Origin of the sequence: Streptomyces sp. NPDC059989, from assembly GCF_042736975.1 — a bacterium.
Lineage (GTDB): Bacteria > Actinomycetota > Actinomycetes > Streptomycetales > Streptomycetaceae > Streptomyces.
In genome coordinates this window covers 164,471-177,214 of record NZ_JBHWUO010000008.1, presented here as the reverse complement: position 1 = coordinate 177,214, position 12,744 = coordinate 164,471, and the positions used below count along the sequence as shown (strand labels likewise).

At 70.5% G+C, this 12,744-nt stretch carries 11 protein-coding genes; 2 read left to right on the top strand and 9 right to left on the bottom strand.

The window, feature by feature from the left end:
* Nucleotides 1–133 precede the first annotated feature (133 nt).
* The 9 genes from ACFWBN_RS10085 to ACFWBN_RS10045 form a co-directional block, all read right to left on the bottom strand.
* On the bottom strand, nucleotides 134–1,240 hold the full coding sequence (locus ACFWBN_RS10085) for an NAD(P)-dependent alcohol dehydrogenase (RefSeq protein WP_385173448.1): 1,107 nt from the start codon (nucleotides 1,238–1,240) through the stop codon (nucleotides 134–136).
* A gap of 147 nt (nucleotides 1,241–1,387) precedes the next feature.
* Entirely contained in the window at nucleotides 1,388–2,170 is a 783-nt protein-coding gene (locus ACFWBN_RS10080; protein WP_385173445.1) for an SDR family oxidoreductase, read from the bottom strand.
* Nucleotides 2,171–2,184: 14 nt separating this feature from the next.
* Nucleotides 2,185–3,789: an FAD-dependent oxidoreductase gene (locus ACFWBN_RS10075; RefSeq protein ID WP_385173441.1), complete on the bottom strand. Its 1,605-nt coding sequence runs from the start codon at nucleotides 3,787–3,789 to the stop codon at nucleotides 2,185–2,187.
* A gap of 193 nt (nucleotides 3,790–3,982) precedes the next feature.
* On the bottom strand, nucleotides 3,983–5,452 hold the full coding sequence (locus tag ACFWBN_RS10070) for an MFS transporter (RefSeq protein WP_385173436.1): 1,470 nt from the start codon (nucleotides 5,450–5,452) through the stop codon (nucleotides 3,983–3,985).
* On the bottom strand, nucleotides 5,449–5,658 hold the full coding sequence (locus ACFWBN_RS10065; protein WP_385173433.1) for a ferredoxin: 210 nt from the start codon (nucleotides 5,656–5,658) through the stop codon (nucleotides 5,449–5,451). Before ACFWBN_RS10065 ends, ACFWBN_RS10070 begins: the two co-directional genes overlap by 4 nt.
* A gap of 11 nt (nucleotides 5,659–5,669) precedes the next feature.
* The gene (locus ACFWBN_RS10060) at nucleotides 5,670–6,881 is read right to left on the bottom strand and encodes a cytochrome P450 (protein WP_385173430.1); all 1,212 of its coding nucleotides are present in this window, start codon (nucleotides 6,879–6,881) and stop codon (nucleotides 5,670–5,672) included.
* Between the two features lie 52 nt (nucleotides 6,882–6,933).
* Nucleotides 6,934–7,701, bottom strand: a complete 768-nt coding sequence (locus tag ACFWBN_RS10055) for an SDR family NAD(P)-dependent oxidoreductase (protein WP_385173427.1) — start codon at nucleotides 7,699–7,701, stop codon at nucleotides 6,934–6,936.
* An 85-nt stretch (nucleotides 7,702–7,786) separates the two neighbouring features.
* Entirely contained in the window at nucleotides 7,787–10,180 is a 2,394-nt protein-coding gene (locus tag ACFWBN_RS10050) for an AAA family ATPase (protein WP_385173424.1), read from the bottom strand.
* A gap of 122 nt (nucleotides 10,181–10,302) precedes the next feature.
* Entirely contained in the window at nucleotides 10,303–10,482 is a 180-nt protein-coding gene (locus ACFWBN_RS10045) for a hypothetical protein (protein WP_385173421.1), read from the bottom strand.
* Between the two features lie 166 nt (nucleotides 10,483–10,648).
* Between ACFWBN_RS10045 and ACFWBN_RS10040 the strand changes: the two genes are divergently transcribed.
* Nucleotides 10,649–11,740: a LuxR C-terminal-related transcriptional regulator gene (locus ACFWBN_RS10040; protein WP_385173418.1), complete on the top strand. Its 1,092-nt coding sequence runs from the start codon at nucleotides 10,649–10,651 to the stop codon at nucleotides 11,738–11,740.
* A gap of 107 nt (nucleotides 11,741–11,847) precedes the next feature.
* A complete protein-coding gene (locus ACFWBN_RS10035; RefSeq protein WP_385173414.1) occupies nucleotides 11,848–12,495 on the top strand; it encodes an NAD(P)-dependent oxidoreductase in 648 nt (215 codons plus the stop codon).
* Nucleotides 12,496–12,744 lie beyond the last annotated feature (249 nt).

Here is a 12,744-nt window from a genome sequence, read left to right as displayed (position 1 = left end):
ACGATCAACTGCCCTCTTGAGAGCCCCTAAAGTTCCCCTAGCCGCACGCCGGCCGGGGTGATGGCCGGTCAACAGACAGGGGCGCGGCACCGGTGTTACGGTGCCGCGCCCCTGGGAAATGCGGTGGAAACATTCAGACGACAAGTACCGGCTTCACGGTGCGGCCCTGTTCGGCGTCCTCGACGGCCTGCTCGATGTCGTCGAAGCCGTAGGTCCGGATGAGCTTGTCGAAGGGGAAGCGGCCTGCCCGGTGGAGCCGGATGAGCTCCGGGATGAGCAGGGCCGGCACGCAGTCGCCCTCGACGACCCCCTTGACCGTGCGCCCGAAGAGCTGCGAGATCCCGAGCGAGGCCTCCTGGCCGGCGCCGGCCGAGCCGACGACGGCAGCCGTGCCGCCGATGCCGAGGACGGCGACGGCGGTGCGGACGGTCTGCGGCAGGCCGACGGCGTCGACGACGAAGTCGACTCCCTGGCCCGTGAGCGCGATCACGTCCTCGATGAGGGAGGGCGAGTCGGCGCGGAAGGTGTGGGTGGCGCCGAGTTCCCGGGCCAGCTCCAGCCGGCTGTCGTGCAGGTCGACGGCGACGATGAGGCCGGCGCTGACGATGCCCGCGGCCATGACGGCGGCCAGGCCGACCGCTCCCGCGCCGATGACGACGATGCTGCTGCCGGCCGAGGGCTTGAGGGAGTTCAGTACGGTCCCCGCCCCGGTCTGCAGGCCGCATCCCATCGGGCCGAGGATCTCCAGCGGTACGTCGGCGCAGTCGTCGGGGATCCGTACGACGCTGCGTTCGTGGACGACGGCCTCGGTGCTGAAGGAGGACTGGCCGAAGAAGTGTCCGCGCAGCTCCTCGCCCGCGGCGTCCCGGTAGGCGGTGCTGCCGTCCCGGCGGCCGCCCATCAGGTTGACGCCGAGGAAGGAGGAGCAGTGCATCGGGTGTCCGGTGCGGCAGCCGCGGCAGCGGCCGCAGCTCATGGGGGCCAGCACGACCCGGTCGCCGACCTCGACGGTGCTGACGGCGGCGCCGACGGCCGTCACCACGCCGCTGCCCTCGTGGCCGAGTACGGCGGGGGCGCCGGGCGGCAGGACCTGGTCGCGGGCGAGCAGGTCGGTATGGCAGAGGCCGGTGCCGACGATGCGTACGGCCACCTCGTCGAGGCGCGGTTCCTCCACCTGGATCTCCTCGATCCGGAATGGCCCTCCCTTCTGCCTGACGATTGCCGCCTTGGTAACAGCCATGCGGTGGTTCCTTCCTGCGTTCATGGGGTGGATGGGGTGGATGGGGTGGATCGTGGCTCGGCCGGCGTGCTCACGGATCCGCCCGGGCCCGACGACTGCGGGCCCGGGCGGGCGTCGTGGTGCGCGGTGGAGCGGGAGCGGCGGAGGTCAGGCCGTACGGACGGCCCGTACTCCACCGTTCTCGAAGGCGAGGTTCCGCTCCTGCGGGACGGGCAGGTCCGCGAACTCGAACGGCGCGAGCGGGCGGTCGGCCATGACCAGCCACGCCAGTCCGGTGCGCGGGTCCGCGAGAACCGTGTCCAGGGCGTCCACGACGCTCTCGACACTGGAGACCGCCATGCCCGCCCGGGCCAGCTCCGCCATCCGGTCCGCGATCAGCGGGGTGTCGACGAGGCCGGGGCACAGGGCGTTGACGGAGATCCCGTCGGCCGCGAGGACCGGCCCGAGGGAGCGGACGAGGCCGACGACGGCATGCTTGCTCGCCGAGTAGAAGACCTCGTACGAGGGCCGCATCCCGGTGGCGCTGGCGGTGACGACGATCTTGCCGCCGGTGGCCTTGAGCGGGCCGTGGGCCGCCTGGATCCCGTACACGACGGAGTCGAGGTTGATGCCCATCAGCCGCCGGTACCGCTCGGCGTCGAAGCCCTCGCCGATCGAGGTGCCGCTGATCGTCCCGGCGTTGAGGTGGACGATGTCCAGCCGGCCGAACCGCTCGACGGCGGCGGCCACGGCGGCCTCGTTGTCCGCGAGCTCGCGGACGTCGGTGCGGACGAAGTGCGCGCCGGTCTCGGCGGCGAGCGCCGTTCCCCGCTCGGCGTCCACGTCCGCGATGACCACGGGGCTTGCGTTCCGGGCGAACCGGCGGACGGCCTCGGCGCCGATTCCGCTCGCGCCGCCCGTGACGAGGACGACGGGATGTTCGGTGTTCACTGGCTGCTCCCTGCTCAGGCCGGGAGCTGTACGGACAGCTTGTGGCGGAAGAGGTCCTTCGGGTCGTACTTGGCCTTGACCTGCTGGAGCTTGGCGTAGTTGCCCTTGTAGTACAGGGTCGACCACGGGACGCCGGAGGTGTTCCAGGCCGGGTCGGTCAGGTCCGTGTCGGGCCAGTTCACGAAGCAGCCGTCGTAGCGGTCGTTCGGGACCGGGACGCCGCCGGTGTCGGCGTACAGGTCGCGGTAGAACTCGCGGTTCCAGGTCTGGTGCTTCGCATCGTCGGCGGGCACGTCCCAGCAGCTGAAGACCGAGGCGAGCATGATCGCCGAGCGGTGCACGGAGGCGCTGGCATTCTCGGCGGTGGCGTTGATCTGGCCGCCGAAGGAGCCGAGGCTGAAGCTCGACGCGGTGTGGGAGTACGTGGACGAGGTCAGCTTCGTGTAGATGAGCGCGGCCTGCTCGTCGGTGTACCGCTTGCGCAGCAGCGCGCCCTTGGTGCGGGAGCGCGGCGGGCCCGTGACGCCCATGGCGACGGCGGTGTCGGCGGCGTTCACGGTGGTGTACTGCCACGGCTGGCGGCCGGTGTTGAGCAGGGTGGCGCGCGGGGTGATGTTGGCGGTGAGCGCCGTCAGGAAGTCGTTGAGCAGCTTCTCGTTGGCCGGGTCGGTGGGGTCGACCTGGGCCGAGACGAAGATCTTGCCGGCTTCCTTGCGGGGGGCGATCAGCGAGGCGTACAGCTGGTTGCCGCGCTGGCCGGGGGCGCTGAACTGCTCGTGCCAGGTGCCGAAGTTCTTCAGCAGCTGGATGAAGGACACCTGGTCCATGTCGGCCCAGTTCCAGATGGCGCGCCCGGTCATGATGGCCTGGGGGCGCTTGGGCAGCTGGTCCTGCGGCTTGACGGAGGTGACGTTCGGGGTGCGCAACCAGAAGCGGGTGACGACGCCGAAGTTGCCGCCACCGCCACCGGCCATGGCCCAGAACAGGTCGCGGTTCGGGTCGGCGGCGTCGCGGGTGGCGACGACCGTCTTGACCTCTCCGGCCGCGTTCACGTGGACGACCTCGACGGCGTGGAGGTGGTCGGAGACCAGGCCGTGCTGGCGGGAGAGGGCGCCGACACCGCCGCCGATGATGTGGCCGCCCGCGCCGACGGCGGGGCAGGTTCCGGCGGGCAGGGTGACTCCCCAGCCGTAGTCGAGGTTGCGGTAGATCTGGCCGAGGGTGGCACCGGGCTCGATGCAGAAGGCCGCCATGGTGTCGTCGTACGTCACCGCGCGCATCTCGGAGAAGTCGATGACGACCTGGTTGGCCGGGTCTTCGACGAGACCGGCGAGGCCGTGGCCGCCGGAGCGGACCGCGATCCGCTTTCCGGCGGCGTAGGCGTCGGCGACGGCGCGGTTCGCCTGGTACGGCGTACGAACAATGCGGAAGTATTCCGGATTGGCCTTGTACAGCTTGTTCCAGTTGCGAAGCTGGAGTTCCCCATAGCGGGGATCCGAAGACGGGACGACGACCGACGGGCTGTTGTCGACCTTTCCCGAAGGCGGCGGCGATCCCGGGTCGACGGCCTGGGCCACCTGGGGCACGGCGAGGCCGGCGGCCACTGCTCCGGCCCCCACTATGACACTTCGTCTGGCGTAAACGGACACAGCAAAGTCCCCTTGATGCATGGAATGCGGGAAGGTTGGAGTGATTTCCTAGGGGAGGTTATCGGCCATCGCCCGGAAAGAACTCCCCTAAGAAACCCCAACAATCGACCGGCAGACCACCTCGGACTTTCACCCGGTTACGGCCGCCGACACTGGTGTCGCCCTACTTCTGGGCGGCGGCCTCCGGACGCTTCGGCCGCACGTTGACGAGCGTGCCCGAGACCACGGCGCCGACGAGGGCGACGCCCGCCGCGACCGCGCAGGCCAGGGCGAGACCGTGCACCGCCGCCTCCTGCGGCGCCCCGGCCGCCCCCGCGTGGGAGGCGAGGTACGTCGCGGCGGCGCTGGTCGAAACGGTGTTGAGCAGGGCCGCGCCGATGGAACCGCCCACCTGCTGGGAGGTGTTGACGACCGCGGAGACGATGCCCGCGTCACGCGGCTCGGCCGCGGCCATCGCCGTCTGGAAGACGGGCACGGCGAGGTTGCCGACGCCCAGGCCGAAGAGGATCAGGGCGGGGAAGACGCCGGTGAGGTACCCGCTGTCCGGGGTGAGCCGGGTCAGGACGAGCAGCCCGAGGGCCGAGATGACCAGCCCGGCCGCGATCATGACGTTCGGCCGCAGGTGCATCAGCAGCTTGCTGGCCACCTTGGTGGAGTAGATCGCGGCCGTGACGATGTAGGCCAGGAAGGCCAGACCGGTCTTGAACGGCGAGTACCCCATGACGGACTGCAGCTGGTACGTCATGCCGAGGAACATGCCCAGCATGCAGAAGGCCGAGATGCTCATGGCGAGGAACGCACCGCCGCTGTTGCGGTTGGTGAGTACGCGCAGGGGCAGCAGCGGCCGCTCGGACCTGTGCTGTACGAGGACGAAGGCGCCCAGCAGCACGACGGCCGCGCCGAGCGCCCCGAGGATGACCGGGGAGTCCCAGCCCTCCGAACCGCCCTCGCCGAGGCCGTAGATGAGCGACAGCATGCCCGTCGTGGCGAGGATCGCGCCCGGGACGTCGAGCTTGGTGTCCGCGTTGCGCTCGGGGTTGACCAGGGCGAGGTAGCCGCCGATCAGGATCGCCGCGGCGAAGACGATGTTGATGTAGAAGCACCAGCGCCAGTCGAGGTAGTCGGTGAGCGCGCCGCCCAGGATGAGGCCGGTGGCGCCGCCGGACATCGAGATGGCGGTGAAGATGCCGAAGGCCTTGGCGCGTTCGGCGGGGACGGTGAAGGTGCTGCTGATGAGGGAGAGGGTGGACGGGGCGATCAGGGCGGCGAAGACGCCCTGTGCGGCGCGGGCGCCGATCAGCATCTCCGGCGTGGTCGACGCGCCGCCGAGGGCGGAGGCGAGCGAGAAGCCGATGACGCCGATCATGAGGGAGCGCTTGAGGCCCAGTACGTCGCCGATGCGCCCGCCGAGGAGCAGCAGGCCGCCGAAGGTGAGGGCGTAGGCCGTCACCGTCCACTGGCGGGAGGAGTCGGTGAGGCCGACGGCCTCCTGGGCGGAGGGCAGCGCGACGGCGACGATCGTGGCGTCCAGCCAGACCATCAGCTGGGCGAGCGAGATGATCACCAGCCCCCACCAGCGGGTGTCGCGCGCGCCGGACTTGGCGGCCGGGGCGCCGGCCAGGGTGTCGGTCACGTCTCGCTCGTCTCGGTGTAGGTGATGGCCCGCGAGGGGCACAGGTAGGACGCCTCGCGCAGGAGTGCGCGCTGGTCCGCGGGGACCTCGTCCTCCAGGACGATGACGGTGCCGTGGTCCTCCTGGTCGAAGAGGTCGGGTGCGGTCATGACGCACTGGCCGGCGCCGATGCAGACGGCGGTGTTCGCCGTGATGTGAAGGGTCATGGTGGGCTCCGTCACCAGGCCACGGGCAGTTCGGCGAGACCGAAGACCAGGCCCTGCTTGACCTCGATCTCCTCCATGGGGGAGGCGAGGCGCAGGGTGGGAATGCGGTCGAACAGCGTGCGCAGGGCGACGTCGAGTTCGACGCGGGCCAGGTTCTGGCCGATGCACTGGTGGATGCCGAAGCCGAAGCTGAGGTGGTTGCGGACGTTGCGGTGGATGTCGAGCTCGTTGGCGCGCTCGAACTGGGCCTCGTCGCGGTTGGCGGCCGGGTTGAGGAAGAGGATGCCGTCGCCCTCGCGGATGGTGACTCCGGCGATCTCGATGTCGGCGGTGGAGACGCGGGACAGCCCGCCGGTGAGGGACAGGAAGCGCAGCAGCTCCTCGACCGCGTTGCGCCACAGCTCCCCGTCGGCCTTGAGCTCGGCGAGCTGCTCGGGGTGTTCGAGGAGGGTGAGGACGCTGAGGGCGACGGTGTTGGCGGTGGTCTCCTGGCCGGCGATGACCAGTACCAGGGCGTAGCGGACGAGTTCGTCGCGCTCCAGGGTGCCTTCGAGGACCTGGGTGACGAGGTCGTCGAGGAGGCCCTGGCCGGGCTCGGTCTCCTTGGCGATCAGGAGCTTGCCGAGGTAGTCGGCGAGGTCGCTCATCGCGTCGACGACCTGCTCGGGGTCGAAGCGGCGGTAGGTGAGGTCCTCGAAGTAGTCGCGGTCCTCGTACGGGATGCCGAGGAGCTGCGAGAGCACCATGGCGATGAGCGGCTTGACGTAGACCTCGAGGAGGTCGGCTGAATTGCCGGAGGCAACCATCTCGTCGACGAGGGCGGCCGCGGTCCGCTCGATCTCGGGCTTGATGCCGGCGATCTTCTTGAGGGTGAAACTGGGCAGGACGTCGCGCCGCTGCTTGGTGTGCTGGGGCGGGTCGGTCCTGATGAGCGCTCCGATGGCCGCCGAGCGCGGGGTCTGGAGCTGGGTGAGCGCCGGGATCGGCATGGGGAAGTTGGGGTGGAACCGGTCGACCGACATGGCCGGGTGCGACATGAGTTCGCGGGTCTCGGCGTGTCCGGTCACGGCCCACAGCGGGCGGCCGTCCCACTGGCGCACGCGGGTGACCGGACCGATGGCGCGCAGGTCCTCGTACTCGGCCGGCGGGTGGTACGGGCACTTGCGGGTCATGGGCAGTTCGGGCAGCGCTTCCGTCGATTCGGACGCGAGCGTCTCCGTCATCGGGGGTTGTCTCCAGTCTGGGTGGGTCGGGGTCGGGTCGAGGGCGCGCGGCTCAGGGGGCCGGGGTCAGGAAGTGGCCGTCGACGCGGACGAGTTCGCCGGTGACGTTGCTGTTGGCCGCGGAGCCGAGGAAGACCACGGTGTTGGCGACGTCCTCCGGGGAGGTGTTCCGCTTGGTGGCGGCGGCTTCGGCCGTGAAGTTGAGCAGGCCCGGCGACATGGGCTTGTCGCCCGGGGTGAAGCCGGGCAGGACGGCGTTGGTGAGGATGCCGGCGCGGCCCAGTTCGCGGGACATGACGCGGGTCAGGCCGTGCAGGCCGGCCTTGGCGGCGGCGTAGGCGGAGCGGCCCGGGTAGCCGTCCTCGGCGAAGGTGGAGGAGATGTGCACGATGCGCCCCCACTCGTTGCGCCGCATGCCGCCGACGACGGCGCGGCTCAGCAGGTACGGACCGAGCAGGTTGGCCTGGAGGGAGGCCGCGAAACGCTCGGCGGGCTCGGTCTCGAAGAGTTCGCCGTGCCCGGGGAAGCCGGGCATGGCGACGGCGTTGTTGACGAGCACGTCGACGCTGCCCCACCGGTTTCCGACGGCGGTCAGGAAGCGCGTGATGGAGGCCTGGTCGCCCTGGTCGAGCTGCTCGGCGACGACCTCGCCGCCGGCGAGTCCGGCACGGCGCACGGTCTCCTGGGCCCCGCCGGGGTTGCTGTGGTAGGTCGCGACGACACGGGCGCCCTCGGCGGCGAAGGCCACGGCCGCGGCCCGGCCGATCCCGCCGCTCGCACCGGTGATCACGACGACCTTGTCCTTGAGTCCGAAATCCATGATTCTCCTTGTATTTGTACTTTTTGTTCTTTTAATCGGGACATGCGTGAGCCGCCGCGAAGGTCGCGGCGGCTCACGCCCGGGTTCAGCCCAGCCGGGAGCGGAGCTCCTGGCGGTCGGCGAGCTGGAGTTTGCGGTAGGTGCGGGTCAGGTGCTGCTCGACGGTGCTCACCGTCACCGACAGCTCGCGGGCGATCTTCTGGTTGGACACGCCCTTGGCGGCCAGCACGGCCACGCGCCGTTCGGAGGGGCTGAGCTGCTGGAGGCACACCGTGTTGCGGTCGTAGATCTTGTACCGCGGTACGTCGGCGTCCATCCCGGAGAGCAGTCCGCCGCTCTGCAGTCCTGCGGCGACCGCGGCCAGCCCCGGGGTGCCGATGGCCTCCCGCAGCTGCTCGAAGATCGCCTCGCGCGCGTCGAAGCGGCTCTCCCCCGCGTCGAGTCCGGCGATGAGCAGCCCGGGCCGGTCCAGCGCCTGCACGATGTACTCGACGGACTTGCTGTAGTCCCCCATGGCCATGTAGGCCGCGGCCACCGAGAGCCGCCAGGGAATCCGCCGGTCCTGGTCGAAGCCCCAGTCGGCCAGGATCCGCCCGCAGCGCAGGAAGTCCGCGAGGCCGAGCAGGTGGTCCCCGGTCGCCAGGTGGTGGTGGCCGCGCGCGTACAGGTAGCCGAGCCCGTACCGGGTCTCGAACATGGACTCCGGCAGCCGGCGCCGCAGCAGCACGGTCCCCTTCGCCGAGGTGCCGGCGAGCGTGTGCGCGTGCAGCAGCGTGCCCAGCGGTCCGCCGATCCGCACGCCCCAGCGGGACGCGGGCAGCATGCGCAGGGCGAGTGCCGCGTCCGTGACGGCCCCGGCGTGGTCGCCCGTACGCAGGGCCGCCTCCGCCCGCAGCGCGGTGAGCGACGCCCTCCACGGCATGGTCTGGCGGTCCGTGGTGTCGGCCAGGAACCGGTCGCACCAGGAGCGGGCCTGCTCGGGCCGTCCGCCGTACACGTGCGCCCAGAGGGCGGCGAGCGTGGCGGGCGCCATCTCGTCGGTGAAGATGCTGCGTTCGAGCGCCTGGTCGGCGAGCTGGGCCGCGTGCCCGGGCTCGGTGCGCCCGGTCAGCGTCCCGGCGAGGGACCAGGCGGCGGCGTACCGGGCCCCCTGGACCGAGGTGGTGTCGATCCGCGGGCGCGGGGCCCGCTCGTCCACGGCCTGGCGCAGCAGCCCGGGGAACTCGGCGGCGACCAGGAGCTTGCCGCCCTCCAGGTCCATCAGGCGCAGGTCCTCGCGGGCCGTCAGGTCGTGGATGCCCTGGTCGATGCTGCCCAGGATGTCGCGGGCGTCCCACAGGGTTTCGAGCCTGCGGCCGGAGATGCGGAAGTCCTCCCCGGCGCTGCGCTGCGGCGGCCGCGGCGGCACGGGGCCGTTGTGGAAGGACTCCAGCCACCGCGCGGCCTCTTCCGCGGAGGCCCCGTCGTCCTTGAGCGCCACGGCGGTCCGCTTGCCCAGGTTCACCCGGCGCCGGAGGGGCATGTCGCCGAGGACGGCGCCGCGCGCCACCTCGTGGCGGAACCCGCCGGCCGCGAGCAGGCCCGCCGCGACGAGTTCGCGCGTGGCCTCCTCGACGACGGCGATCTCGTTGCCCGAGATCACGGCGATCAGGCGCGCCGACTCGTGCTCCCCGGCGGCGGCGATGGCCTCCGCGATCTCCCGTATCTCGGGGTCGAGGCGGTGCAAGGTCTCCAGGACGGCGCGCGCGTACCCCGGGCCGACGGGGACCTGGGCGCTCCCGCCGACGGCCGGGTAGCGGTCCCGGTCCGCCGCGAGGTCGCGGAGCAGGGCGGTGGTGACGAGCATGTTGCCGTTGGAGAGCCGGAGCAGCCGGGAAGCGGTGTCCGCGTCGAGGCCGAGGCCGAACTCGGCCTCCGCCAGGGTGACGAGCTGCTCGGGCAGCAGCGAGGTGAGCGAGATCTTCCGGAACGTCGAACGGCCGGTCAGCTCCTGTGCGAGCCAGTGGTGGCCGTGCGGCGAACCGACCCGGTCCGTGGCCACGACCAGGACCGGACGATCGCCGATGGCCGAGGCCAGCCGCGACAGGAACCCGGCCGAGGCGGGGTGCGCGTGGCGCAGGTCGTCGACGCACACGAGCACGGTGCTCCTGTACGACAGCTCGACGATGTGCGCGATGGCCTCGTCGGCCTCCAGCTCCCGGTCCTCCGGAGCGAGATCGGAGTCGTCCGCGAGCTCGGTCTGCACCCCGAGCAGCTGCCGGGCCAGCCCCAGCGGGCCGGTCGGCGTGAAGCGCGAGCAGTCGGCCCGGAGCACCAGCACACCGCGCTGCGCGGCGTAATCGGCGAAGGAATGCAGAAGCGTCGTCTTGCCCGCGGCGACCGGACCGGTCACCAGAGCGGTTCTGCCGTACCCCGCGGTCGCGTCGGCAAGAATGTCGCGGAGCACTTTCCATCCGAATGCATTGTGGATGGAAGTCATCGTGTATATCCCCCAGTTTGCGTCATACAGGCTGCGACCCAGTGGCCTTCGAAGCGGCCTCGGAAACGACCTTCGAAACGACCTTCGAACCCTCGCGGGATCCACCCCGCGAGCGGGTCGGTTCAGCCCCAGCCCTGGTCGTCCGGGTGCGTGCCGCCCTGGGCCGGCGCGGCGGCGGCGACGGTGGCCGTCCGGTCCGCGGAGTGCTCGGGGCCCGCGCTCACGACGAGGAGCCCGGCGAGGGCCGCGCCGAAGAGAGCGAAGTTGGCGAAAGTACGCATGTTGAAATGCACGAGCGTCATCAGTTCCCCCAGAACAATGAACGGTGAGCATGCAAAGAACGGCGGCGAACTCACTGGTCCGCGGCGTTCCCCCCTATGTCGGCAATCATCACAGCCCTGCGGCGGCGGACCGGCGACTGCGTAGGATCCACTTGGCGACTGGCTGAAAGTGGAGAGGATACAAACAGTGGCAAATATAGACATACCGGATGCCTCTAGTGTCCCCCAGGCCGACACGGTCACCCACCGGGTGTACTCGTACGCGGTCCAGCGCGTGTGCATCGACATGTCCGCCTGCGCCGAGGACCTCAGCCTCCCCCTCTCCCAAGTCGAGTCAGCCGTAAGGGAATTGGCAAAACTGAGGCTGCTCCAGCCCACCGAGGGCGGGCTCGGCCAGTTCGTCGTCGTCGACCCCGCCTCCGCCTCCCTCCAGCTCCTGTCCCCCTACGACGAGGAACTGCGCGCCCGGCAGCACGCGGTGGAACAAGTACGCCAGCAGATGCACAGCCTGCTGCCGCTCTACCGGGCCAGCACCTCCGACGGCTCCCGCAGCTCGGGCATCGAGCGCATCGACGACCTCGACGCGGTGCGCGGGGTCCTGGGCCGGCTGGCGGACGAGTGCCAGTCGGAGGTCATCACCTCCCAGCCCGGCGGCGCCCGGAGCCCGGAGGTCCTGGAGGAGACGGCCCGGCGCGACAGCGTCATCCTGAAGCGCGGAGTGCGGATGCGCACGCTCTACCAACACACCGCCCGGTTCGACCAGCCCACCCGGGACTACGTCACCAAGATCATCAGCAATGGCGCCGAAGTGCGCACCACCGGAAGCGCGTTCGCCCGGGCCATCGTCTACGACCGGACCACGGCCGTCATCACCCTCCCGGACAACCCCAAGGGTGCCGCACTCATCCGCAACCCCGACGTCACCCAGTTCGTGGTCCAATCCTTCGAATACGCCTGGGCGACCTCCGAGCCCTTCAATCCCGAATTCGACCGGAGCGAGATCCGGTCCATTTCGGATTCGCTGAACGAGGCGGTGCTGCGGATGCTCGTCAGCGGCCACGACGACAAGTCGATCGCGCGCCAGCTCGGCATCTCCCCCCGCACCTGCCAGCGTCGCATCTCGGAGGTCATGCAGCGCATCGGCGCCCGCACCCGCCTCCAGGCCGGCTACCTCATCCGCCACAACGACCTGGTCCCGCTCGTCGAGGGCCCGCAGGACGGGACGCTTCCCGGCAGGCCGGCGGGCATTTTCGGGGGCACGCCCACCACCACCCCCTAAAGAACTCTGGGGTCGGCTTCCGTTGCTCGCCCAAATCTCGTTGACTACGGTCACTTTCGGGCCGGTGACCTTCCCCCACGGCCCTTAGGTGCGAGAAAGGCATCCAGATGAGCAAGGTTGTTGTGTTCGGAGCCGGCGGCAAGGCCGGTCGTGCGGTCGTGGCGGAGGCCCTCTCCCGTGGCCACGAGGTGACCGCCGTCGTCCGCGACACCGCCAAGTACGAGGACCTGGCCTCCGACCGGGTCCAGGTCGTCGCCGGTGACATCACCAACGTCCGCAGCGTCGCCGCCGCGGCCGAGGGCCATGACATTGCCATCAGCGCGGTCTACGACGCCTCTTCCGCCCCCGAGCCGTTCTTCGTCGGTGCCGCCCACGCGCTCCTGGAGAGCCTGCCGCAGGCCGGCGTCCGCCGCGCCCTGATCATCGGCCTCGTCTCCAACCTGGAGTTCGCCCCGGGCCAGCGCATCATGGACGGCCCGGACTTCCCGGAGGCCTTCCTCGAGTTCTCGAAGGGCCACGCGGCCGGCCTCGAAGTCTTCCGCTCCGCCACCACGGACCTGGACTGGCTGGTCGTCACCCCGCCGATGCTCCTGGACGAGGCCGAGCGCACGGGCACGTACCGCGTCGGCGGCGACCAGCTGCTGACCAAGGAGGACGGCACCAGCCACCTCTCCTACGCGGACCTCGCCGTCGCCCTCCTGGACGAGGCCGAGACCCCCAAGCACCACAAGACCCGCATCTCCGTCGCCGACTGACGCACGCGGAATACACACAGTGCCTCCCTCGCCGGGTCCGGACCCGGCGCGGGGGGCACTCTGCGTTTTCCTATGTCATTGCCTGTCAATTACCGTCCGATGATTCGGCCGTGGACGCGCGGGGCGGCGAACGGGTCGCCGGGAGCCCCCGGCCGGCGAGCCGGCGCGCGGGCCCGGCCGCGTCCTTGGGCACTGAAATTATCACCGAATGCGAATTGTTCGGCCTTTCCCCGGTAACTGAACACCCTC

Coding starts and splice junctions, on each gene's coding strand:
- ACFWBN_RS10085 (WP_385173448.1), bottom strand. CDS start 1,240: ATGGCTGTTACCAAGGCGGCAATCGTCAGGCAGAAGGGAGGGCCATTC.
- ACFWBN_RS10060 (WP_385173430.1), bottom strand. CDS start 6,881: ATGACGGAGACGCTCGCGTCCGAATCGACGGAAGCGCTGCCCGAACTG.
- ACFWBN_RS10045 (WP_385173421.1), bottom strand. CDS start 10,482: ATGACGCTCGTGCATTTCAACATGCGTACTTTCGCCAACTTCGCTCTC.
- ACFWBN_RS10065 (WP_385173433.1), bottom strand. CDS start 5,658: ATGACCCTTCACATCACGGCGAACACCGCCGTCTGCATCGGCGCCGGC.
- ACFWBN_RS10055 (WP_385173427.1), bottom strand. CDS start 7,701: ATGGATTTCGGACTCAAGGACAAGGTCGTCGTGATCACCGGTGCGAGC.
- ACFWBN_RS10035 (WP_385173414.1), top strand. CDS start 11,848: ATGAGCAAGGTTGTTGTGTTCGGAGCCGGCGGCAAGGCCGGTCGTGCG.
- ACFWBN_RS10050 (WP_385173424.1), bottom strand. CDS start 10,180: ATGACTTCCATCCACAATGCATTCGGATGGAAAGTGCTCCGCGACATT.